Here is a 24,991-nt window from a genome sequence, read left to right on the forward strand (position 1 = left end):
TTCCAAGAATAACGGTACACTTTTAAGAACTGCTAAGTTGATAATACCTGATTCAAATAAATATTGAAGAAGTTTGTAACACTTATTCAGTTGCCAACCCCCATTCTTTCAGTAAGATATTTAGCATATTTACGTATTGTGGAAAACAGGATGAATCAGCCGCAGTTACAACAATCGGCAGCCCAAAGTGGCGCCAGTTATTTTATGCAGGGTTTTAAATTAATTCGTACCAAAGGTATTCGTCGGTACGTTTTCGTGCCACTTATCGTCAACCTGATATTGTTTGCTTGCGCATTTTATCAGTTAAGTTTTTATATTGATGACTGGATTGGGCAATTGGAAGCCTGGTTGCCTTCGGCACTTAGCTGGTTAATCGTTATCGTTGAACCACTAATTTATATCGCCAGCGTCATCGCCGCGTCGTTTGTATTTTCTACGGTTGCCAACTGGCTGGCGGCGCCATTTAATGGCTTATTATCGGAAAAAATTGAGCAGCATTTAACCGGGCAATCACTCAGCGATGGCGGCTTTATGGATATTGTCAAAGACATTCCAAGAACTCTATTTCGCGAATGGCGCAAGCTGATGTATTACATCCCTCGTGCCCTTGGTTTCTTTTTGATCTTCTTGTTTGTTCCTGTGATAGGGCAAATTATCTGGTTTGCTTTTATCGCCTGGATGATGGCGATTCAGTATTGTGATTACCCATTTGACAACCATAAAATCGATTTCCAGACGATGCGTGCCAGTCTCAGTAATCAACGGGGCAAATGCTTTAGCTTTGGCCTGACCGTATCCTTGTTTGCGATTATCCCAATTCTCAATCTGGTATTAATGCCAGTGGCTATCTGTGGCGCAACGGCGATGTGGGTTGATCACTTCCGCCGCGATCACGTTTAACACCGTTCTTTATTTTTGCCTTTTTATCAAGGGGTCAGAGTTGTTGAATTATCAACAACTCTGACCCCTTGATATTTAATTGCTGTGAAAGTCGTTGGTTAATCTATTGGTCGGCAATTAACCCATACGTTTTACAAAACAATCGACAAAGCGTTGCGGCGATGTCGGGTCCATATTGAAATATAAGGAAGGTTCGATAAGCTCTGCTTCCATCATCGCAAAGCCATCTTGATAACGAACAAAATCGAGGCGGGCGTACATGGGGATTGAGGGTAATTGTTGTAATGCGTGTTCTGCGTGCGCCAGCAATGTTGCTTCGGGTTCAATTAGCGCTAACCGACCACCGTGTTCTTCCTGTACTCTAAAATCATCTTGTTTCGGTGTTTTTAAAATACTGTGACTGTACTGACCGTTAAAGTAGAAACACGAAAATTCACCTTCGCCAATCACATGTTCCATAAACGGCTGTACCATAAAATCGCCTCTGGTAAACGCGCGTTCCAGAGCATTTAACGAATCCTGGAAATTGTGTTTATGCAGCCAGAAGGTATTATCGGCATTGGCCGATACACAAGGTTTGATAACAATCTGTTCGGTATCAAAATGTTCAAAGTAGCTTGCTAACTCAGACGCTGAAAAGTGTTGCTGCCATAACGTTGGTACTATGGTGACCTGATCCTGCTCGAGTTGTTGCAAATATTTCTTATTGATATTCCAACGCACCGTTGCCAGATCATTTTCCAAAATAGCCGTGGATGCTTCAATGGTTTCCAGCACCGCGATAAATTCTTGCTCATATTGCTGGTAATCCCAGGGACTGCGGATCAAAACCACATCATAAGCATTCCAGTCAATTGATTTATCATGCCAGTCAAGGGTATGGGTTTGCCATCCAGCCTCAAGAAATGGTGTATCGAGCAGTTCATCATAAACTTCGAACTCTTCCAGGTTTGCCATCGACAATATCGCACAGTGTTTCAAATTGGGCCTCTCAACTAACATCGGTAATGGTATTGGTATCAAGTGCGAGAGTGTAAACTCGATATTGTCTCGATAGCAAGACCAAGACAACAATTGTAGATAAACACTGTGTCGTTAACGAATTTGCTGAATTTAACCAATATTCAATTCGTTAATCCGGCTTTCGGGTCATAGGTATCATGAATTTACTTGACGATGTGCGGCGAAAAATTTACATTGTGGGACGAAAGTATTCGTGAAGTAATAGTGACGCAATGATATTAAAAATAATGTTAAAAAGAATGTTTGTGCTTTTACCACTCTTAGCCAGCGCAACTTTAGCCAGCGCCGAAGAATCCCAGGTAACCGATCCCGTCGTGGCGATCCCATTGACCAATGATGCTAAGGTTTTCTCTCGTTATGACGATGACTACCCTGCCATTTTGACGTTTTTCAGTCAGTTATCTGAATCCGAAATCAAATCATTTTATGATGATGAATTGGGTGAGCCGTTATCGGCGAAAACCGTATACGGTCGCCTAGAGCTTAAATACGCTCAAAACGACAAATCCTATCGCGTGATCATCGACTCTTTGCAAGAGAATCATCGTGAAGTCGATGTCTTGGTAAGCGAATAATTCAATACCAATGCCAGTCACCTGGCATTGATAAAATACCCTGCCCCCACACAATTTTCACTGCCTGGCTTTGGCCCGGCGGTTACTATGCCAATTCTGATGCGATCACTTATCTATCAATCTTGGTATCAATATCTGTAAAAAAAAAAGGAATAACCATGACTAAAACCATGAAAGCGTCTGCTTTATCTATCGCCTTAGCTTCTTCTGTTCTTTCTGGTTGTGTAACCACTGTCGATCCCTATACCGGCGAAGAAACAGTATCAAATACAACGGTTGGCACCACCGTCGGTGCGGTAGCAGGATCGCTACTTGGCGTTGCCATCGGTGACAATAAAGAGTCGGCAGCCATCGGTGGTGTCGTCGGCTCTGCAATCGGTGCCGGTATTGGCTATAACATGGATCAGCAAGAAGCTGTTTTACGTCAAAAGCTTAAGAACTCAGGCGTTAAAGTCGTACGTCAGCAAGACGGTTCAATCAAATTAATCATGCCATCTAACATTACGTTCGGTAATGATGAAACTATGGTAAACCCTGCGTTTGTAAATACCCTGGATGCAATCGCCGAGGTATTAAAACAAAATGACAATACCCGTATTCGAGTAATTGGCCATACCGACAGCATTGGTAAAGCCGAGTACAACCAAGGGTTATCCGTACAGCGCGCTGCGGCGGTAGCAACGGAAATGCGAGTACTAGGTGTTGCGGCAAACCGTATCGCTTCGATGGGAATGGGCGAGAGTCAGCCATTAGCCGACAATAGTTATGCCAACGGTCGTGCGTTAAATCGTCGTGTAGAACTATATATCGTACCCTCAGCTTAGGTTTAAGCCGATTTGACAACGCCCAGGGAGAAGGTTCTCTATCGAGGCGGTCTTGATATCATGTAAGTGAAATCCAATTGAAAAAGCCCCGGTTTAATTTTTAAACCGGGGCTTTTTATTGGCGGTAAATTAACGCGATTTATTTAGCTTTATCGACCATAAATAAGCAATTTCGATAAGAAATATTGGGCACGTAAACACGCTTAATTACCGCTTTAAAATCTCGTCGACTGTCCCCTGAGCGAGCGGATGATACCCTGGACGAGCTTTCTGATAAACCGGTTTTACCCAGGCCAGTCCTGCATCTGTTTCTGCCAGTTTAAGGTACAGCGGCACAATCAGTTTGCGTCGACCAATATTGATTAAATAATCTTCCAATTCAGGTTTGATCACATCATAGCCATTATTTAACGCTAACAAATACCAGGCATGGGCGATTTCCGCATTTTGACTGTGCGTTAAATCAAACGCTTTATCCAGTTCCTGCATCTTTTCCAAATCAAGATCACGTGGTAGTTCATTGATGAAATACAACCACTCATGAACCGTCCATTTATTGGTTGGGATCTTAGCTAAAGACAGTTTTCCCTGTTGCCAGGAAGATGACTGGCTCTTTACTTTGGTAAATACATCAGACGAAGGATTAGGTGCTGTTTTTGGCAGGCCTTCGCCAAACACCCATTCATCAATTTCTGCCTTACTTACCACACCCGGATACTTATTGATCAGGTTATTATTTAAGTACTGCAGAAAGTCCTTGGTACCAATACTCTGAAAACTAAAGTGATTAAAATAAGCAAGTACAAACGGGTCGAAACGATCGCGTCCAAAACGTTGCTCTAAAAACATCAAAAACAGCTGACCTTTAACATAAGGCACATTGGAAAACGCGGCATCTGGATCTCGGCCTTGTAAATCAAGATAGAGAATTGAGTCCGCAGCCGGTAGGGATTGCAAATCACCTTTTAAACTAGCAACGCCTAATACCTGCTCCATCACCGCGCGCTCTTTAGAGAAGACTTCTTCCATAATGCGGTTTTCCACATAAGAGGTGAACCCTTCATTAAGCCATAGGTCACGCCAAGTGGCGTTGGTGACTAAATTACCGGACCAGGAATGGGCGAGTTCATGGGCAATCAGATTGACTAAAGATTTATCGCCTGCCACAACGGTTGGAGTGATAAACGACAATCGCGGATTTTCCATACCACCAAATGGGAAGCTTGGCGGCAACATCAATAAATCATAACGTCCCCAGCGATACTCTCCATACATTTTCTCTGAAGCGACGATCATAGCTTGAGTATCATTAAACTCTTGTGCCGAAGCTTCAAGAATATAATTTTCCGCATACACACCGGTTTGCTCACTCATGGCTTTAAATTCAAGATCGCCGACCGCAATCGCAATCAAATACGCAGGAATGGCCTGTGGCATGGTAAATTGATAATCACCATCTCGCTCTGTACCCGGCTCGTTGTTGGCGCTCATCACCGCTAACACAGACTTATCGGTATTAATTTGAGCGCTATAGGTCATGCGAACGGCCGGAGTATCTTGAATTGGGATCCAGCTACGGGCATGAATGGCCTGATTTTGACTGAACATAAATGGCAGCTTTTTGCCTGCCGTCTGCTCTGGCGTCAACCATTGTAGACCTGACGCCTGTGGTTGAGACTGATAAGTCACTAACAGTTTATCCGCTTGAAACTTGGGAGAAACCGTCAATTTTGCGCCCATCACATCATCGCGCTTGGCAAGTTTAAAAGGAACCTCTACCCATTCTCCCTCACCTTCTTTGGCTTGGACCTGTTCAACGACGAGATCACGGGTATCCAGGTAGATTATTTGTTGATCTTTTGTTAGCCAATCGAGCGTCAATTGTGCCGAACCCACCAAGGCTTTTTGATCAAAATCGACCGTTAAATCCAAATGTACATGGGACACCTTAACCTGATCATAATTGGCATAGGTTAAATCATCATCTACCTTAGCGTATCCCTTTAACATCAACATCACATTCACGGCCAACGCAGCCGTAACTTGCTTGAACAAGCGTGTATTTAAAAACAACATGTTTAACTAAATCCTTAAAACAATTTGGCGGCATCGGTTATCAAGCAAATAACTAAAATTTGCGAAAACGACTGCCCCGATAAGTTGTACACGCTTAAGTGTACCGATGAAGTCACTGGTTGCAAGTATTGTAGGCACTCAAAAATTCGCCATAGCGAGCAACCGGACAACAAAATGATTGGCCTTAGCACGTGGTTTTCTGCGATAATTGTCAACCTTGATGTTCTTTAAAATTTATTGTGAAAAAGTCATGAGCGACACCCAAAAAACTCTGTTTGCGCAACGATTCCGAGGTTATTTCCCTGTCGTTATCGACGTTGAAACGGCCGGATTTAATGCCGCCACCGATGCATTATTGGAAATTGCTGCCAGCATATTGCAAATGGACGAGACAACGGGGTTGTTGTCATTAAAAGAAACTTTGCATTTCCATGTTGATCCCTTTGAAGGCGCGAACCTCGAGCCTGCCGCATTGGAATTCACCGGGATTGACCCCACCAACCCATTGCGTGGCGCGGTGGATGAAAGTGTCGCGTTAAAAGCAATCTACAAAGCGGTGCGTAAAGAAATGAAAGCCGTCGGCTGTCAACGCGCAATCATGGTGGCGCATAACGCGGCCTTCGATTTAGGTTTTGTCAATGCGGCGACTGAGCGTACATCAATTAAGCGCAGTCCTTTTCACCCGTTTGTCACTTTCGATACCGCAACCTTGTCCGGTTTAGCGTTAGGCCAAACCGTATTGGCAAAAGCGGCAATTGCCGCCAATCTTGAATTTGATAATCGAGAAGCGCACTCCGCCCTATACGATACGGAAAAAACAGCTGAACTATTCTGTTATATCGTCAATCGCTGGCAGGAACTTGGCGGTTGGCCATTACCGGAAGTGGAATCCAAAGATGAACCGGAAGATGAAGGTGAAGGTGAAGTGGAAGATAAAGGAGAAGCTCCGGAGAAGTCCGATAAGGATTAACTCTGGCGTTCGGTAATTATCACTTATCTGTGTGGTTTTTAGTCTTTGTGACTCGCCATGGTGGGTTTAAGCGGTTTTCACCGGCCCAATACAGTTTAATTTTATTATCACTTGGGTCTCTTAAAACCGCTTCTCGCCATAAATACCCCTTATCCTGGGCATCATGTTCAAATGTAATGCCGCGGGCTTTTAATTGCTCAACCCACTGATCTAATTGTTCATGTTCAAAATATATCACCGCTGAATTTTGAAATGACGTTTGTTCTAACGACAAAGAGAAAGTTGCATCACCTTGTGGACACATAAACCTGGCATAATGCGGCGTATCAACGATTTGGGTAAAACCAAGAGTTAAATAGAACTCTACCGCTTGTTCCATGTTATTTACCGGTAAAGTGATTTGATTGAGATTCAAAATCATTCCTGCTGGCTGCGTTGATAAGGACAAACTTGTTGATGAAATCAAGGGGTCAGAGTTGTTGATGTGAAGTTCAACGACTCTGACCCTTTGATATTTATTGCAATGGAATGCTTCGTTTACCGGAGCATTCTCCACCTCAGCGGAGGGAAATCAGAGATTTCCCATTACCTAGTTTGATCTGCACTTTTTGGCTTAAGATACTTGTCCATCCACGCAAACACTTCGCGATACCATTCTTTTAAATTATCCGGTTTACGAATATGGTGGTCTTCATCGGGGAACATCACTAGGCGTGAATCAATCCCTTTGCGTTGCATGGTGGTAAACGCTCCAAGACTTTGCGCGTACGGCACGCGATAGTCGAGTTCGCCCTGGATCACCAACATTGGCATTTTCCAGTGTTCAACAAAAAGTGATGGGTCAAATTTATCGTAGTTTTCGGCGTTGTTGTAATATGGGCCAGAAAAATCATGCTCTGGGAACCATAGCTCTTCCGTGGAATAGTAAAAACTCTTCATATCAAAAAGACCAGCATGATTTACAATACAATTAAAACCGTCGGACCATTTGCCCATAAACCAGTTCATCATATACCCACCATATGAGGCGCCCAATGCACAGGCATTCTCACCATCTAGCCAGCTCTCCTGTTCAGTGATAAAGGCGAAACCTTTTTGTAAATCGACAAGCGGCTTACCGCCCCAATCGCCACTGATAGAATCGGTAAACTCCTGCCCATAACCGGTAGAGCCGTGGAAATCGATCATCACCACACCATAGCCTTGTGCCGCCCATAATTGCGCATTCCAACGATAATGAAACATATTGCCAAAACTGCCCTGAGGGCCGCCATGAACTAAAAAGGCAATTGGATATTGCTTCCCTTGTTGATAGTTTGCCGGTTTTAACCAGTAACCATGGACTTTCTCATCATTCCAGCCTGGAAAACTGAACTGCTTAAATTCTGCCATTTGCAGATTTTCCAGCACGTCTTTATTAACCTTTGTTAACTGCTTGAAGCCATAACCGTCCTTGTTAATGGTGTAGACATCCGCCGGTGTATCAAGTGTATGACGGGTGAAGTAAATCGCTTTGCCTGAGCTTGTAACATTGGCTACGGTGCCATTTTGATAGACAGGCGTGACCTCGCCAAATTGTAAACTAATGACGAAAATGCTTTTTTGTCCGACATCCTGAGCAACCGCTATGACGGAACGATTGTCTTCACTGAAATGAAAGTCACTAATCGATCGATCCCACAAAGGGGCAACATCCTGAACTTTGTCGTTGCGTAAATCTTTCACCTTAAGGGTGAATTTACCAGACTCATAAACCGGCGTTTTCATCGCCTTCCAGGCCAGGTAACGACCATCGCTGGAATACTGAGGCTGTGCATCCCAGGCTTTATTATCAGCGGTAAGATTGGTCAGTGCTTTGCTTGCCAAATCTACTTCAAAAATATCCCAGTTGGTGGTCCATGCATGGTCTCGCCCCGGCGCTTTTGCAGAGAACGCTAACTTAGTCCCCTCGACATTGAAGCTTACCTGAGCCATGCCTGCGATATCAGCATTCCAGTCGGGCATCAAATCCACCGCTTCGGTTAACTTACCCTGCTCGGGTAATGTCGCGATGAACAAATGCGTGTTTAAACTATCAAGCCAGTGATCCCAGTGACGCACCATCAACTGATCATATGCCCGGGTATTATGTTTTTCGTCGGCCATTTTTGCTTTTGCATCCAAGGTACATTGCATGGTTTTACAACCGGCTTTTACATCAAATGCCAACGCAATGGTTTTACCATCATCGGCAAGCTTGTAACCACTCACATCTAATGGAAAATCGGTAAGCTGCTTTGCCTCACCGCCATCTAAAGACAACAACCAGACTTGGGTGGAACCACTTCGCGCTGACAGAAAGTACAGGCTTTTGCTGTCAGCCCCCCACTGCACAGAATACTCAGAGGTCGGGTTTGAAGTAATTTGCGTCACTTTTTCACTGGCGATGTCTTGCAGATAAAGATGATGCGTGCCCGTCTGCTGACCATTTTTAAGGCCATAGACCAAAGTGTTGCCATCCGGCGAAATTACCACGTCATTGAGTTGCCGAAAGTTATTGAGGTGTTCAACGGTCAACGTTTCTTGCTGGGTTACGGTTGAGGGTTGATTCGCCTGGGTTTGTTGGGCGATGACTGGCGCGCTCATTAGCGTGGTGCCAAATACTGAACCCAAGACAATGTTTGTAAATGATTTCATTTATGTATTTCCTGGTGTCAATGTTCCTGATGAACATGGAGTGCTGAAATTTTCATCCGAAATACTCAGCACAATGTGTTTTCAAAACAATTTGTTAACTGGCATCTATTCAACCATAAAATAGACCAAAAATAAAAACGGTCAAAATAGAGCTGGCGATAGTGAAATGCTCGGCAAACAAAAACGCCTCTGTGTTTTTATCCACAAGAGGCGCTTTATCTGATTGAAACGATTCGATTACGCTTTTAATTTCTCGTCCAGCTCTTCAATTTTTGCCTGCCAGATTGCAGGGCCGGTGACATGGGCCGATTCACCGGAGCTATCGACAGCAACCGTGACTGGCATATCTTCGACGTCAAACTCGTAAATGGCTTCCATTCCCAGCTCTTCAAACGCAACGACGCGAGATTTTTTGATTGCTTTAGAAACCAAATATGCAGCGCCACCGACGGCCATTAAATACACCGATTTATGATTTTTAATGCTTGCAACAGTACCTGGACCACGTTCCGCTTTGCCAATCGTGCCCAACAGGCCGGTATCCGCCAACATCATTTCGGTAAATTTATCCATACGGGTTGCTGTGGTAGGACCCGCAGGACCGACAACTTCATCACCAACCGCATCCACTGGACCCACGTAGTAGATAAATTTATTGGTAAAGTCGACGCCTTCCGGTAACCCTTCGCCGGATTCAAGCAACTGCTGAATGCGCTTATGGGCAGCATCACGGCCAGTTAGTATTTTACCGGATAATAATACCGTTTCTCCGGTTTTCCACTCGGCAATATCGGCTTTAGTCAAATCATTAACATTGACGCGGCGCACATTGTCGCCAACTTCCCAGGTCACTTCAGGCCATTCTTCTAACTTCGGCGGTGTTAAATCCGCTGGGCCTGAACCATCCAAATGGAAATGTACATGACGAGTTGCCGCACAGTTCGGGATCATCACCACAGGCTTGGATGCTGCGTGGGTAGGCACCGAATTAATTTTGACATCTACCACGGTAGTGAGACCACCTAAACCTTGGGCACCAATACCAAGCTTGTTCACCCGTTCGTAAATTTCCAAACGTAGCTCTTCTTCAGCCGTTTGCGGCCCGCGATCGATCAACTCTTGAATATCGACAGGATCCATCAAGCTTTCTTTCGCCAGCACACCGGCTTTTTCAGCCGTGCCGCCAATGCCGATACCTAGCATGCCAGGTGGGCACCAGCCTGCACCCATCGTCGGCAGGGTTTTTACTACCCAGTCAGCAATGGAGTCGCTTGGATTTAACATCGCCATTTTGGTTTTGTTTTCACTGCCGCCGCCTTTGGCCGCAATCATTACTTCCACCTGATCGCCAGCCACCAAATCAATATGCACCACCGACGGGGTATTATCTTTGGTATTTTTGCGGGCTCCGGCAGGATCAGCAACAATCGAAGCACGCAAAGGGTTGTCTGGATTGTTGTAGGCACGACGAGTACCTTCATCAACCATTTGTTGTACGGTCAGATCAGTTTCGTCCCACTTTACATCCATGCCGACTTTTACAAAGCAGGTGACAATACCGGTATCCTGACAAATAGGACGATGGCCTTCGGCAGACATACGGGAGTTGATCAAGATTTGCGCAATGGCGTCTTTTGCCGCCTGGCTTTGTTCTTTATGATACGCTTTTTCAAGCGCCTGGATGAAATCCAGCGGGTGGTAAAAAGAGATATATTGTAAAGCATCTTCAATGCTATCAATAAAATCCTGTTGCTTAATGATAGTCATAATATTCTCGTCGTTGTTCCATAAAACGGCCGATTGCGATATTTGCCCGGGCGCTTTCATTGAGGTATTGGTCAGCGTATCTTACAAGGTTCAATTTTAGCCATTTGCTTCGGATAAAACATAATCTTAATAGGATAACGCTCCTAATTATATTGAATTTATTAAGATTGTCCGTATGATACCTCGCCAAATCGTTATGAGCCAGACAAACGTAGTATCAAATGTACATTTCGTTCTAAATGAATTTATTTAGCGAACAAAGCATTTATCCAAATTCTTTAGAGTTTGGTAAACTTAGTAAAAATTCCCGTTTGTTTGTTCGAACCCGAATATTTCTGACCGAGCCTAATGTCGATATATACCGTCAATCTAACTGAAAAGACCCAACGGACTGTTGAGCAGGTATTTGCCCAGTTGCAACATCTGCCCTATGCCGTTTGGCTGGACTCCAATGCCAGCGAACATACGGACAGCCGCTTTGACATTATTGCCATCGAGCCGGTATTAACCCTGGAAACCCAACAGGGGAAAACCCGGGTTCACGATACCACCTCAGGCCAGGTGCAATATTCCATTGCCGATCCGCTTTCTTTGGTTGATCACTATCTGACTCGCCACTGTCATCAAGTCACGCCGCAATCTGAGCTGCCCTTTACGGGCGGTGTACTCGGCTATTTTAGCTATGATCTGAGCCGCTATTTCGAACGTTTACCGGCGACAAGCAAGCGAGATATTGATTTACCGGATATGGCTGTTGGTATCTACCGGCATGCGTTAATTTATGATCGCAAGACCCACAACTTCACATTGGTTAGCCAGGATGACAACCTGCAGGATTTAACAAAACAATACTTGCCGCAACCTTGCCCGCAATTTTCTAATGATACGAACTCGGCATTTAAATTAATCACGCCATGGCAAGCCAATATGAATGTCGAGCAATATCGGCAAAAATTTGCTCAGGTTCAGGAGTATTTACTTAGTGGTGATTGTTATCAAATTAATCTGACGCAACGATTTGAAGCCGCCTACCAAGGTTGTGAGTTTGACGCATATATAGCACTAAGAAACAGTAATCTGGCGCCATTTTCGGCGTTTATCCGTCTATCGCAAGGCTGTATTCTCAGCGTTTCCCCTGAACGTTTTTTACAAGTAAACGATTCTAAGGTGCTGACCAAACCGATTAAAGGCACTCGCCCGCGTGGTAAAAGCCATGAAGACGATGCACAGCTCGCCATCGAACTTAAACATGCCAGCAAAGATCAGGCCGAGAACCTGATGATTGTTGATTTATTGCGCAACGATATCAGTAAAAATTGCGAGCCCGGTTCGGTCAAAGTTCCGGAATTATTTGCCATTGAAAGCTTCCCTGCGGTTCACCACCTGGTTAGCACCGTGGTTGGCAAACTGGCGCATGATCGCAGTGCCACAGATTTACTGCGCGGTTGTTTCCCCGGTGGTTCAATCACTGGTGCGCCAAAAATCAGAGCCATGGAAATCATTGAAGAACTTGAACCAAATCGGCGCAGTGTTTATTGTGGGTCTATCGGCTATCTTTCAGCCTGTGGCAAAATGGATACAAGTATCACTATCCGAACCTTAATCGCTCATCAACAAACGCTATATTGTTGGGCCGGAGGAGGCGTAGTTGCCGATTCAGAAGTCGATAGCGAATACCAGGAAACCTTCGACAAGGTGCAGAAAATTTTGCCAGTGTTGGAGCAACTTTAAATACTCAGGGAGATAAGCTTAGGTGAATAAATTGGAATTTATCCAGCGGTTTTCATTAGCTTCCCTGACCACAAGTTGCCAGGAATTTCGCTACCCGGGAAAATTAAAAGACGCGAGCGTGCTCATTCCATTACAACAAACCGAGCGCGGTCTGGAAGTCATCTTAACCCGCAGAGCCGATCACTTATACCATCATCCCGGACAGGTAAGTTTTCCCGGAGGTAAATGTGAAGCCGTCGATGTCGATGTGATTGCCACGGCACTTCGAGAATCTCATGAAGAAGTTGGTATCCTTCATAGGGATGTTGAAATCCTGGGACAACTTCGCCAATACCATACCATCACCGGATATTTAATCACTCCGGTTGTCGGGTTCATCCCACCGCAGTATCCATTCAAAATTGATGCAAACGAAGTCGCCGAAGTATTTTCCGTACCTTTGTCACATTTTCTCGACGAAACCAATCACCTGCCAGTTACGGTTTCACGCCGCGGTATGACCCATAAAATCTATTTTATGCCTTACATGACATATAATATCTGGGGAGCGACCGCCGCAATTATTAAAGACTTGGTTCTCCATTTAAAGTCGTGATCGAGTATGCCGGCACATACGGCGTTGATATTCACCGCCTAAATCCACGTCATATTACGGTAAATCAAGTACTTAGTGGCGCATGAGAATTTGAATTGTTGAGAAACGCCAGGCAAACAAATAATTCGCCTTAGAAAACTGGGTTTTCATCTGAACATCAGTTAGAATCCGAATATTATTCTAACAATACCAGTTACAACAAACTATTATTCAGGTTTATCTATGATTAGTGTATTTGATATGTTTTCAATCGGCATTGGCCCTTCCAGCTCACATACTGTAGGTCCGATGCGCGCTGCAAACCAATTTATCGCTGCCCTGCAAGCGCAGGCGTTGTTTACCAAAGTCGAACGCATCAAAGTCGATCTGTTCGGTTCTTTAGGCCAGACCGGTATTGGTCACGGTACCGGCAAAGCGGTAATACTTGGGCTTCATGGCGAGGCGCCAGAAAGTATCAATGTTAGCTCAATTGATCAGATTTTAGAAACCACCGTTAATACCGGTAAAGTGCATTTAAATAACGAGCATTTTATTGATTTCCCGCGCAATGAATCGATTATCTATCACCGTAAGAAAACGTTAGAAGCGCACGCGAATGCGATGACGATTTATGCATTCGCTGACAATGAAGTGATTCTCGAGAAGACGTATTACTCTATCGGCGGTGGTTTTATTGTTGAAGACTGCGACTTTGAGAAAGAAAAAGACAAAGCCTTGTCTTTGCATGCAAATATCGAACGCCCGTATCGATTTACCAGCGCTGATGAGCTTTTGGCACTATGTCAGGAAACTGGACTAAGCATTAGTTCGATTATGATGGCCAATGAAAAGTGTCTCAATGATGAGTCTTATATTCGCGAAGAACTGTTAAACATCTGGCAGGCAATGGCCAATTGCGTTGAAAGAGGCATGAACACCGAAGGTATCTTGCCTGGCGGGCTTAAAGTCGTGCGCCGAGCGCCAAGCCTGTTTCGTTCATTATCTGTTGAAAGTAATTCCGATCCTTTACAGGCAATGGATTGGGTTAACTTGTTTGCTCTGGCAGTTAACGAAGAAAATGCCGCGGGCTCACAAGTCGTAACAGCGCCTACCAACGGAGCCGCCGGTATTCTTCCAGCCGTGCTTTGCTACTACGATAAATTTGTCAAAGAGCTAACCGAAGATGATTGTATTCGTTACCTGCTAACGGCTGCAGCAATCGGTATTTTATATAAAACCAATGCGTCTATCTCAGGTGCGGAAGTGGGCTGTCAGGGTGAAGTGGGTGTTGCCTGCTCAATGGCCGCTGGTGCACTGACTGAAATTGTAGGTGGCAACCCCAGGCAGGTGGAGAATGCCGCAGAAATCGGCATGGAGCATAACCTCGGGCTAACCTGTGATCCGGTTGGCGGCTTGGTACAAGTGCCTTGCATTGAACGCAATGCGATGGGCTCAGTAAAAGCCATTAACGCCTCTCGTCTGGCGATGCGCGGCTCTGGTAATCAAAAAGTTTCTTTGGATAAAGTAATCAAAACCATGTGGGAAACCGGTAATGATATGAAAACCAAATATAAAGAAACCTCACGAGGTGGCTTGGCCGTTAACATTATCGAATGTTAAAACAACGCGCTTACCTGGATTGAAATCATCCGCCTATTGCCTTGTTGAAAAATTTAGGTGAAAAAAAAGGTGCAGGACTAATCATCCAGCACCTTTTTAGTATTTGCAAACCTTAACCACAAAACCTAGAAGCCAAAACCTGGATCCTGCCCCCTTGCCCTTGCTTAACGCATTGGTAACGTCACGTCACTTAAAAATGCTTCTATCTCATCATTGTTTTTCAACAACATCGCTTTGGTCACCACATCTTTATTCAAATGCGGTGCAAAACGCTCAATAAAATCAAACATATAAGTGCGTAAAAAGGTACCGCGTCTAAAACCAATCTTGGTGGTACTCGGCTCAAACAAGTGCGCCGCATCAATCACCACCAGATCTTTATCCTGTACCGGATCGATTGCCATAGTCGCAACAACACCAATACCAACGCCCAATCGAACATACGTTTTGATCACATCGGCATCGGTGGCAGTAAAAACAATTTTTGGCTCTAAATCAGCACTTTGAAATGCCTTGTCTAACACCGAACGTCCGGTAAAACCAAACACATAGGTGACCAATGGGTGAGCGGCAACGTCTTCAATGGAAAGCTTGCTGATCTTCGCTAAAGGGTGGTCTTTGCGAACAATAATACTTCGGTTCCAGTGATAACATGGCAACATGATCAAATCGTTATATAGGTGTAGCGATTCTGTGGCGATAGCAAAATCTGCATCCCCTTTTGCCGCCGCATCACTGATTTGTGCAGGAGTGCCTTGATACATATGCAAAGATACTTTATCAAATCGTTTCACAAACCCCTGAATCACCTCAGGTAGTGCATAGCGAGCCTGAGTATGCGTGGTAGCAATGCGTAATCGACCTTCATCGGGTTGTGTGTATTCCCGGGCGACAGATTTAATGCCTTCAACTTTTGAAAGAATGTCTGCAGAAATCTTGATAATTTCCTGCCCTGCCTGGGTTACATGGGTCAAATGTTTGCCGCTACGACCAAAAATTTGCACGCCAAGCTCATCTTCCAGCATTCGGACTTGCTTAGAAATGCCCGGTTGCGAGGTGAAAAGAGATTCAGCAGTGGCCGAAACATTGAGGTTATTGTTCTGTACTTCGACGATGTATCTAAGTTGTTGTAGTTTCATATGGAATAAGAAAGACGTTTTTTATAACTAAAAGAATATATGAATTAGAAAATACAATCAACCAGCGAATGTGAAAATGGTCTCAAAATAAACAATTTTTTCCTTGATAGTGCACGATAACAAATTTACTCGCCTCCGCGACTAATCGTATGTTTTTGAAATATAAAAAAATACCGCCTTAAAGGCGGTATTTTACTGTTTTGAGAACCGCGTTGTATGCGGGTTTTCTACTCTATTTTTTCGATGCTGGCTTTTTCGCAGCCTTTTTCGCCGGCTTTTTCTTAGTCTGTTCTTCGACCCATTTACCATCGACAAATTTTGCGACCCAGCCCGTTGCCTTGCCATCGACTTCGGTCATCACGTATTGCTCTTTGGTCTTACGTGAGAAACGAACAATCGCTGCATTGCCATCAGGATCTTGTTGTGGTGCGTCGGCCAAATAGTAGAATTTAGAAGAAATTCTATCTCGAAAGCGATGCAGTTCCGCAACCAATGGTGCCCGCGTTTCTCGCGATTTAGGGAACGTACTGGCCGCAAGGAAGATACCCGCGGCGCCATCACGTAACTTAAAGAAAGCATCGGACTTTTCACAGCGAAGCTCTGGTAAATCCACCGGATCTTCTTTCGGCGGCGCAGCTTCGCCGCTTTTCAATAGTTTACGAGTATTTTTACAATCCGCATTGGTACAATCAAAGTACTTGCCAAATCGTCCCGATTTAAGCTGCATCTCGGAACCACAGCGATCACAATCGAGTATTGGACCGTCATAGCCTTTGATCTTAAATTCACCTTGCTCTAACTCCACCCCATCACAGGTTGGGTTGTTACCACAGACATGCAGTTTTCGGGTTTCATCAATCAGGTAGCTGTCCATGGCAGTGCCGCATTTTTGACAGCGACGCATTGCCATCAAGGCTTCGGTTTCGCGATCTTCACCAATCACACTTTCCGCTTCGTCACCTGGTGTCAGGTTCATGGTTTGCGTACAGCGCTCTTTTGGCGGTAAGTTGTAGCCACTACAACCTAAGAACACACCGGTAGATGCGGTGCGGATCGCCATCTTACGACCACAGTTTGGACAATCAATATCGGTTAAGACTGGCTGATTAGGTTGCATCCCACCGTCTTCGACCGTTTTATCGGCTTCACCTAACTGCTCGGTAAAGTTTTCATAAAACTCCGTCAGGACTTGCTTCCAGTACGCTTTATCACTGGCGATGTCATCAAGTCTGTCTTCCATTTTTGCGGTAAAATCGTAGCTCATCAGATCTTCAAAGCTTCCCGATAAACTATCGGTTACGATTTCACCCATTTTTTCAGCATGGAAGCGTTTACCTTCAAGGCGTACATAGCCACGATCCTGAATGGTCGAGATGATTGACGCATAGGTCGAAGGACGACCAATACTGCGTTTCTCTAACTCTTTCACCAGTGAGGCTTCACCAAAGCGCGCAGGCGGCTTGGTGAAATGCTGAGTCGGCTCCAATTTCTCAAGAGTGATCGGTGCGCCAACCTGTAAGTCCGGTAAGTGGGTATCTTTATCGCCTTTGGACAAATGCGCATGCACTTTTGTCCAACCATCAAAGCGCATGACTCGCCCTTTGGCTTTCAAATCAAAATTGGCAGCAGAAATCGTCAGAGTCGAAACATCATAACGTGCGGCAGTCATTTGACAGGCAACAAACTGACGCCAGATCAAGTCATACAGTCGACGTGCATCGGCTTCCATATCGTTTAAAAACGCTGACTCGACCTTAACACTGGAAGGACGGATCGCTTCATGCGCTTCCTGAGCATTGGCTTTGGCACCATAAGCTTTCGGATTTTCGGGTAAATAATTCGCACCAAAATTATCCGTGATATATTCTCGACAGCTTGCTACAGCATCTTTAGACAAATTGGTTGAATCGGTACGCATATAGGTAATATGGCCAGCTTCATACAAGCGTTGTGCCAATCCCATGGTACGTTTTACGCCAAACCCCAAACGGGTACTTGCGGCCTGTTGTAAGGTCGAGGTAATGAAAGGCGCGGATGGCGAGCTCTTAGACGGCTTGTCTTCACGTTTGCTCACCTGATAGCTCGCATTTTGTAAAACACTTAACGCTGCGTTTGTCTGGGCTTCATTAACCGGTTTAAAGGCTTTACCATCTTGATGGCTTACCTGTAACTGCAATGCTTGCTTGTCTTCGGTGAGTGTATCAGCATGTACTTCCCAGAATTCTTCCGGGATAAAAGCTTTAATTTGACGCTCACGCTCAACCACCAGCTTAACGGCAACCGACTGTACGCGCCCTGCCGATAAGCCTCTGGCAATTTTCTTCCAAAGCAAAGGGCTGACCATAAAACCGACGACGCGATCGAGAAAGCGACGTGCCTGCTGTGCGTTAACGCCGCTCATATTGAGCTCGCCCGGTTGTTTAAATGCTTCTTTAATTGCCGATTGGGTAATTTCGTTAAACACAACGCGACGGAATTTCTCGTCTTCGCCGCCAATAATTTCTTTTAAGTGCCAGGCAATGGCCTCTCCCTCGCGATCCAAATCCGTTGCGAGATAAACCATATCGGCTTTGTCAGCCAAAGTTTTTAATTCGTTAACGACTTTTTCTTTGCCGGGCAATACTTCATATTTTGCCGCCCAATCTTTTTCAGGGTTGATGCCCATGCGATTATACAAGGCGACTTTGTCACGCTTGGCTTTATATTTCTCTTTTTGCTCCGGAGTCATCTTCCGGACTTCTGCCGGAGATTTGGTCGGAGCTTTTTTGCCACCTCCACTGGTGGGCAAGTCGCGCACGTGGCCGACACTGGATTTAACGATGAAATCCTTACCAAGATATTTGTTGATCGTCTTTGCTTTCGCTGGTGACTCGACAATTACCAGAGACTTTGCCATAAATTCTTACTTTCCTGTTCACAGGCTAAGGTTATATGCAGTTTTTATACTGCCTGCTATATGTATCGATTAACGCCTATATGGGATCACCTAACCGTCTTTTAAAGGGAGGGTGTCCTAATATATTGTTTCAGCGTTAAAAACTTTTTTAAATTATGAATTGCTATTAGGTATATATGTAATTTTTGCCACTGACAAGCAAATAATTTTTCAAGGTCGGCCTGAAATTAACATTTCAGGGCTTATGTTCAGCCATGCGCTCCTTGCCAAAACTGCACCTTCATCACCAACAAAACTTCTCTGAGCTTAAAATGATCAATGAAAGACATAAACCAATTTTCTGATAATAATCAATCAACGACCATAAGTTAAAGAAAAATTTATTTAAATCTGTTAGTTGATGATTATTCGAGCGATTTAAGCAATTATCTTGACAAAAAAAAGCCACCCTAAGGTGGCTTAGTCAATTCTAATAAGATTATTTCACAACGATAGTAATTGGTGAAATCGTTGTCGTCAGACCTGCCGGTGTTGTAACTTCGACAATCAGACTACCGGATTTTGCTTCTTTTTCACCCTTAATCGCGACCGTTATTTCGCGGCCACCATTATGATTATTGCTTGGCCAGATATAAGTGTCCGGGCCAACAATACTACCAACAGTTGCGGTAAATTTAACCGAGGTTCCCGCTGGCATTGGTTGGTTGTGAAGATCAGCAAAAATCAACTTAGCGGCACCACTGCTTTCACCTTCAACCACAACACGATTGTCAGTCTCATCATAATCGACATCGCTGGGATCCATTGAATCAAGCGTTTGGGTTACTTTGTGATAGGCGGTACTACCGGACATGACCAAGACGATGCTTTGACGCACGTTAAGCGACTTGTCTTCGGTGTTACAACCTGCATGAGCAGGAATGGAACACAGGCTACCATTGTATAAACCATCGGCCTTATCGAAGTTACCACCACCATTAAAATCGATGAACTCTTCGTTTTCACCACCAATTTCTGTGCCACCCTCTTGTGGGTTGTAAACCCCATCTTCATTGTGGTCGACAAAAGCTTCAGCCAAATCATAGGCAGCACCACTGACATCCGTACCCATAAATGCGGTAACTTCCGTATCATCAAAGCGTCCATTACCGTTGGCATCCGGGAAAGACTCTTCACCGATAGCTGTGGCGACAATGGTTGCACGGCCACCATATTTCTGGCCATAAGGCGTCAGCGATGGCTCGGAGAATTCATCACCAATAATTTTCCCTTCTGGGCGTGGATATTGACTCACCCAAACAACCGAACATTTACCGTCAATGGTTACACAAGATGGCTGGATTGAACCACCTTCGGCTGTAAATGAAACGGCAGTTCCATCAGGTACAGGGTTATTAAATGCATCGGCCATGCGCGCGGTAACGACCACTTCAGTACCATCGATACTCCACCCTTCTGGATTTAGCACGTCAGCGGATAAGCTGAAGCTATCCTGATCTGGGATACCGGTTGATACAACAAGTAGGCTAGACTGAGAAGAAATCGCCGGCGAGCTGTCCGCAATTGATGCGGTAACTCGAACCGTAGTGGCGACAGAGCCCGAGTTCACGACGGTCTGCACTTCACCATTGCCATTGGTTGTGGCAAACGATGGCTCTAGGGAAATACCGCCAACGTCGGTGTTCAAGCTAAAGTTTACTCGAGTATTGCTGACCGGATTACCATTAGTATCCTGCACTCGGAAAATCACTGTCGAACTTTCCTGACCACCAACACCTTGTAACGAAATATTCTCCGGCGTTGCACTCACAAACTCCAGGCTACCAGCATCCGCCGCCAATACGTTGACCGTTGCAGAAGCTGCCAGGTTTACACCACCAGCATTTGCCGACACGGTTATAGGGTCGTCATTAACACAGCCTTTTGCTAAGTATGTACTGCTTGCCTGACCATTAGATGTGGTAACCGGTGATGTCATCTCAGACAAACTATTGTTCACACAATTTGAGGTAAACTGCACATCCACTGGCAAGGTATACGGAACGCCGTCTGCATCAACAATGTCAACGCTAACCACCGTGGTTCCACCGGCAGAGATTTGCGACAAGCTTAATTGTGCTTCGCCTTCAACAAAAGGTGTACCACTGCCCATTTTCAAATCTGTCGCGCCGACAACGATCAGCTGTTCACCGGATGAACCATCAGGTAAAGAGGCGGTAACGGTACCAGCACCTAAATCGTTGCCAGCGTATATATCAACAATTGCCTGATTGTTTTCATCAGTGATTGCCGTTGGAATTGGGATCTCACCAATATTCGAAGAAAATGTCACAATAACCGGCTCTGATACGCCAATAACAGTGGCAATAAGCTTTCCGGGATTGGTGGCATTTATCACAGTTGTTTCAGCACCCGTATTTGCATCCAGCATGCTTAAATCGACCACGATTTGTGAAACCTGATCACCTACAGTCTCAAAGCCGATAGAAGCGCTTTCGCCGCCATCGATACTTGCGGTAACAGTAGAAGCGCCACCGACAGCACCCGCGGTCAAGCCGATCGTTGCGATACCGTTATCATTGGTCAATGCGGTACCGGAGTCGACATCAAATTGTCCAAGGTCGGCAGAAAAAGAGACAACAATACCAGCAACAGCATTGCCGTCAGTGGTTACGGTTGCGGTGACAACTGCTGGGTTGGCAGCAGTAATATAGTTATTATCAATATCAATAGTCACTGTGGTATTGCCCTGCGGCGTGGTCACAGTACCAGAACCAGTATCCACGGGGGCATCAGTGGACTCTCCTTCACCTAAAGGGTCACCACCACAGGCGGTCAATAACGTGATAGATAAAAGGAAAAAAAGTTTTTGAAACAGCTTCATTTAAAGCGCACTCCCTGAGCATATTTTTATTAGCGCTCCCATATTAACCGATAATTTACTAAAGCGTTACACTTGATTACAAATCTCCTATGAAAAATTTCGGTGGCGGTATTAAGACAAATGGTTAACAATAGCGAACACTAACTAGAAACAGGCATCATGCCTAATAAATAGACGAATTTTATGGATAAACAGTTTGCACAAAGCCTTACGACTCGCATCGTAGTAGGTATGGGTGCCGGTATCGCGCTCGGCTTTATTTTCAAGTTAATTCTAAGCTTCGGTGAAAATGGGGAACTCCTCATTCCACTAGGATTGTTCGATTTTGCTATCAGAGGCTTTTTCGTTGATGGCATCTTCCACGTCGGTGGTCAGATATTTATTACCAGTTTAAAGATGCTGGTTGTTCCTTTGGTCTTTGTATCATTAGTTTGCGGTACAACGTCTCTGAATGACACGTCGAAACTGGGAAGAATCGGTGGCAAAGCCGTGGGCCTGTATTTAGTGACCACTGCTATCGCGATATCTCTTGCCATTATTGCTGCCCTTTTGATAGCACCCGGTGAAGGCATTAATATGACCGCAGAAGCCACCTATGCTGCTAAAGAAGCACCGTCTCTGGCGCAAGTCATTATTAACATGTTCCCTAGCAATCCATTTGACGCGTTTGCCAAAGGCAATATGCTGCAAATCATCGTGTTTGCTGTGCTGTTTGGTATTTCGGTGGCTTTGGCCGGGGATGCTGGACAACGCATCGCTAACCTTTTTCAGGATATGAATGAGGTCATTATGCGACTGGTGATTATTCTGATGAATCTAGCACCTTATGGTGTGTTCTGTTTAATGGTGAAACTATTCACCGATCTGGATTTAGGTGCCATCTGGTCGTTGGCTCAATACTTCCTGGTTGTACTGGGTGTTTTAGCGATTCACGGTTTAGTAACCTACCCGCTACTATTGAAAACGTTAACAGGCCTGAACCCTATTACGTTCTTAAAGAAAATGGAAACGACAGCGCTCTTTGCATTTAGCACCTCAAGCTCAAATGCGACGATTCCATCGACATTAAACACCACGACCAAGAAAATGGGAGTCGATAACTCCATCGCTTCATTTACCGTACCGTTAGGCGCCACATTGAATATGGATGGCACCGCGATTATGCAAGGTGTTGCTACCGTGTTCATCGCTCAGGTATTTAATATCGATTTATCCATCACTGACTTTTTGATGGTAATTCTTACCGCAACACTCGCCTCAATTGGTACTGCCGGCGTCCCCGGTGTTGGCATGATCATGCTAGCGATGGTTCTGGCCCAAGTTGGGTTGCCAGTGGAAGGAATCGCGTTAATTATTGGTATTGACCGTTTATTGGATATGGCACGAACCGCGGTCAATGTTACCGGTGACTCTATGGTAACGGTTATCGTTGGAAAAACCGAAGGACAATTTAACGAAGAAGTCTTTCACACAGACATCAAAGCAACGGATGATAAAGTCGATTTTCATCATCTCAAAGATAAGTAGTCAGATACAATTAATCGATAAATAGAAAAAGCCCGTAGCTGTAATTACTACGGGCTTTTTTCGTTTTACAAGCCTCTCATCTATTGCTCAGATAGACCTTCATCCATGCGCGCACCTTGGGTTCAACCCTACGGCAATTCCCGGTTATGCACTCAACAGCATATCGGCGTTACAACTACCATGAACCACAAAGACTCCGATGCACATATCGCCGCTATAAGACACTCGATGACGGCCGGTAATACTGAAAAGCGATTGGGTAATACCAATCCCATTAAATTAATGCTCACTCAGTGAGAATTTAAAGGTTTTTAGACAAGGCTTTGATTGCAGAGAATGGTTATTCCCCTCTCAAAAACAGCCAAAATTGGGCAAAATCAGTAACGCTGGATAAACGCCTTTAGAACTCCCCCGTAGGGAGTTAGTGAGAGGCCCATTTCCTGCCCTATATTTCATTAATATAGAATGACTATATCAATAAAATCTATGTTGTAACTGAGCCTCGGCCCTAACTCTGAGTTGTGCACAAACTTAGTGGGATTGGTATAACGATGGCAACCATAGGGCTAACAATCCGGTGTGAATACCAGATGCAAATACAGACTAATGGAAATATCCTTATGAAAACCACATTGATAGAAAACGTATGGTGCCATAGTAGCGGTATACATGGCTTTACTTAGGTGCAACAGATACAAAAATACCGGCAAAAGCCGGTATTTTCATTGTGTTAAATGGCTAGCTAAGCCTTAGCTTGGAAAGATTCGATTATTCTGCCAAAGCTTCATAACGACGTTTTCTATTGATAGTGATGCCGCCTTACCAAGTTTTTCCGCTAAGCCCTTTTTGACTGAGTACTTAACCGCCATCACCGATTTATCTTTCGCACAAGCCATTAAATAATCATCACTAGTCTGGATATTATCGACTAAGCCTAGCTCTTTCGCTTTTAAGCCAAACCAATGCTCACCAGTGGCAACGTTATCGATGTCCAACGATGGGCGATGTTCGGCAACAAAATGTTTAAACAAATCGTGAGTTTCTTCCAGCTCCTCGACAAACTTAGCACGTCCCTTATCGGTATTTTCACCAAACATGGTAAGGGTACGTTTGTACTCTCCCGCGGTCAGTTGTTCAAATTCAATATCATTCTTTTTCAGAAGCTTATTGAAATTTGGTACCTGAGCCAACACGCCAATTGAGCCTAAGATAGCAAACGGTGCACTGATAATTTTATCGGCCACACAGGCCATCATATAACCACCACTGGCAGCAACTTTATCAACTGCGACCGTTAGCGGAATGTTATTTTGGCGAATTCGGTCTAACTGCGATGAGGCTAAACCATAGCCATGCACCATACCACCGCCACTTTCTAAGCGAACCAGTACTTCATCCTGCTCGTTAGCAACCGACAACACAGCACTCACTTCTTCTCTTAACCCTTCCACTTCTCGAGCATCAATGCTGCCTTTAAAATCGAGTACAAATAATCGATGCTTACTTTCGGGCTCCGAAGTCTCGCCTTTTTTCGCTTTTTGCTCGGCTTTTTCCTGTTTTTTCTGGGCTTTATGACGGGCTTTAAGCTCATCTTTGTCTAGCAGGTGGGTAACCATATCTTCTTCAACGTCTTTAAACTGTTGAGTCAGATCAGTCAATTCCAGCTCGCCTTTTCGTCCTTTTTGCTTTTGCGCAACACCGGCGGCTGTGGCGATAATGGCAATTACCGCGATAACAAAGGTAATGACCTTAGCGAAGAACAAGCCATACTCATAAAGAAATTCCAATTTCTTTCTCCTGGGGATTCAA

General features: G+C 44.7%; 17 protein-coding genes. 8 read left to right on the plus strand and 9 right to left on the minus strand.

What is annotated here, in order from left to right; genetic code table 11:
• The first annotated feature begins 150 nt into the window (after positions 1–150).
• Complete coding sequence (cysZ, locus tag FE810_RS00770; protein ID WP_138318121.1) at positions 151–900, plus strand: sulfate transporter CysZ; 750 nt, start codon at positions 151–153, stop codon at positions 898–900.
• A gap of 117 nt (positions 901–1,017) precedes the next feature.
• Here cysZ and FE810_RS00775 read toward each other — a convergent pair whose 3' ends face one another.
• Positions 1,018–1,881 (minus strand): ATP-grasp domain-containing protein, encoded by an 864-nt coding sequence (locus tag FE810_RS00775; RefSeq protein WP_138318122.1) that lies wholly within the window; start codon positions 1,879–1,881, stop codon positions 1,018–1,020.
• A gap of 287 nt (positions 1,882–2,168) precedes the next feature.
• Here FE810_RS00775 and FE810_RS00780 point away from each other — a divergent pair, with 287 nt between their 5' ends.
• Together FE810_RS00780 and FE810_RS00785 are read left to right on the plus strand one after the other, a co-directional pair.
• Positions 2,169–2,498, plus strand: coding sequence for a hypothetical protein (locus FE810_RS00780; protein ID WP_138318123.1), 330 nt, complete (start codon positions 2,169–2,171; stop codon positions 2,496–2,498).
• A gap of 158 nt (positions 2,499–2,656) precedes the next feature.
• Positions 2,657–3,322, plus strand: coding sequence for a YiaD family glycine zipper/OmpA-like lipoprotein (locus FE810_RS00785; RefSeq protein ID WP_212744438.1), 666 nt, complete (start codon positions 2,657–2,659; stop codon positions 3,320–3,322).
• A 207-nt stretch (positions 3,323–3,529) separates the two neighbouring features.
• On the opposite strand, the gene FE810_RS00790 is transcribed toward FE810_RS00785, so the two are convergent.
• Entirely contained in the window at positions 3,530–5,338 is a 1,809-nt protein-coding gene (locus FE810_RS00790; protein ID WP_138318341.1) for a M1 family metallopeptidase, read from the minus strand.
• 310 nt (positions 5,339–5,648) lie between these two features.
• Between FE810_RS00790 and rnt the strand changes: the two genes are divergently transcribed.
• A complete protein-coding gene (rnt, locus tag FE810_RS00795; RefSeq protein WP_138318124.1) occupies positions 5,649–6,368 on the plus strand; it encodes a ribonuclease T in 720 nt (239 codons plus the stop codon).
• Positions 6,369–6,387: 19 nt separating this feature from the next.
• On the opposite strand, the gene FE810_RS00800 is transcribed toward rnt, so the two are convergent.
• The 3 genes from FE810_RS00800 to FE810_RS00810 all read right to left on the minus strand — a co-directional run bounded on the left by FE810_RS00800 (position 6,388) and on the right by FE810_RS00810 (position 10,811).
• Positions 6,388–6,783: a VOC family protein gene (locus FE810_RS00800; RefSeq protein ID WP_138318125.1), complete on the minus strand. Its 396-nt coding sequence runs from the start codon at positions 6,781–6,783 to the stop codon at positions 6,388–6,390.
• A 170-nt stretch (positions 6,784–6,953) separates the two neighbouring features.
• Positions 6,954–9,044 (minus strand): S9 family peptidase, encoded by a 2,091-nt coding sequence (locus FE810_RS00805; protein WP_246036830.1) that lies wholly within the window; start codon positions 9,042–9,044, stop codon positions 6,954–6,956.
• Between the two features lie 237 nt (positions 9,045–9,281).
• Positions 9,282–10,811 carry a fumarate hydratase gene (locus FE810_RS00810; protein WP_138318126.1) on the minus strand — a complete coding sequence of 510 codons (1,530 nt, stop codon included), beginning with the start codon at positions 10,809–10,811 and terminating at the stop codon, positions 9,282–9,284.
• 348 nt (positions 10,812–11,159) lie between these two features.
• On the opposite strand from FE810_RS00810, the gene pabB reads away from it, so the two are divergent.
• The 3 genes from pabB to FE810_RS00825 all read left to right on the plus strand — a co-directional run bounded on the left by pabB (position 11,160) and on the right by FE810_RS00825 (position 14,736).
• Positions 11,160–12,542 carry an aminodeoxychorismate synthase component I gene (gene pabB / locus FE810_RS00815; RefSeq protein WP_138318127.1) on the plus strand — a complete coding sequence of 461 codons (1,383 nt, stop codon included), beginning with the start codon at positions 11,160–11,162 and terminating at the stop codon, positions 12,540–12,542.
• 22 nt (positions 12,543–12,564) lie between these two features.
• Positions 12,565–13,137 carry a CoA pyrophosphatase gene (locus tag FE810_RS00820; protein WP_212744439.1) on the plus strand — a complete coding sequence of 191 codons (573 nt, stop codon included), beginning with the start codon at positions 12,565–12,567 and terminating at the stop codon, positions 13,135–13,137.
• A gap of 222 nt (positions 13,138–13,359) precedes the next feature.
• The gene (locus FE810_RS00825) at positions 13,360–14,736 is read left to right on the plus strand and encodes an L-serine ammonia-lyase (protein WP_138318128.1); all 1,377 of its coding nucleotides are present in this window, start codon (positions 13,360–13,362) and stop codon (positions 14,734–14,736) included.
• A gap of 164 nt (positions 14,737–14,900) precedes the next feature.
• Here FE810_RS00825 and cysB read toward each other — a convergent pair whose 3' ends face one another.
• From cysB to FE810_RS00840, 3 genes are all read right to left on the minus strand, one after another.
• Positions 14,901–15,875, minus strand: a complete 975-nt coding sequence (gene cysB, locus FE810_RS00830; protein ID WP_138318129.1) for an HTH-type transcriptional regulator CysB — start codon at positions 15,873–15,875, stop codon at positions 14,901–14,903.
• A 232-nt stretch (positions 15,876–16,107) separates the two neighbouring features.
• Positions 16,108–18,771 carry a type I DNA topoisomerase gene (topA, locus tag FE810_RS00835; RefSeq protein ID WP_138318130.1) on the minus strand — a complete coding sequence of 888 codons (2,664 nt, stop codon included), beginning with the start codon at positions 18,769–18,771 and terminating at the stop codon, positions 16,108–16,110.
• A gap of 478 nt (positions 18,772–19,249) precedes the next feature.
• Positions 19,250–21,655, minus strand: a complete 2,406-nt coding sequence (locus tag FE810_RS00840) for an Ig-like domain-containing protein (protein ID WP_138318131.1) — start codon at positions 21,653–21,655, stop codon at positions 19,250–19,252.
• Positions 21,656–21,838: 183 nt separating this feature from the next.
• On the opposite strand from FE810_RS00840, the gene FE810_RS00845 reads away from it, so the two are divergent.
• Positions 21,839–23,182: a dicarboxylate/amino acid:cation symporter gene (locus FE810_RS00845; RefSeq protein WP_138318132.1), complete on the plus strand. Its 1,344-nt coding sequence runs from the start codon at positions 21,839–21,841 to the stop codon at positions 23,180–23,182.
• 749 nt (positions 23,183–23,931) lie between these two features.
• On the opposite strand, the gene sohB is transcribed toward FE810_RS00845, so the two are convergent.
• A complete protein-coding gene (gene sohB, locus FE810_RS00850; protein WP_138318133.1) occupies positions 23,932–24,969 on the minus strand; it encodes a protease SohB in 1,038 nt (345 codons plus the stop codon).
• Positions 24,970–24,991: the final 22 nt, after the last annotated feature.

The organism is Thalassotalea litorea, from assembly GCF_005843925.1.
Lineage (GTDB): Bacteria > Pseudomonadota > Gammaproteobacteria > Enterobacterales > Alteromonadaceae > Thalassotalea_A > Thalassotalea_A litorea_A.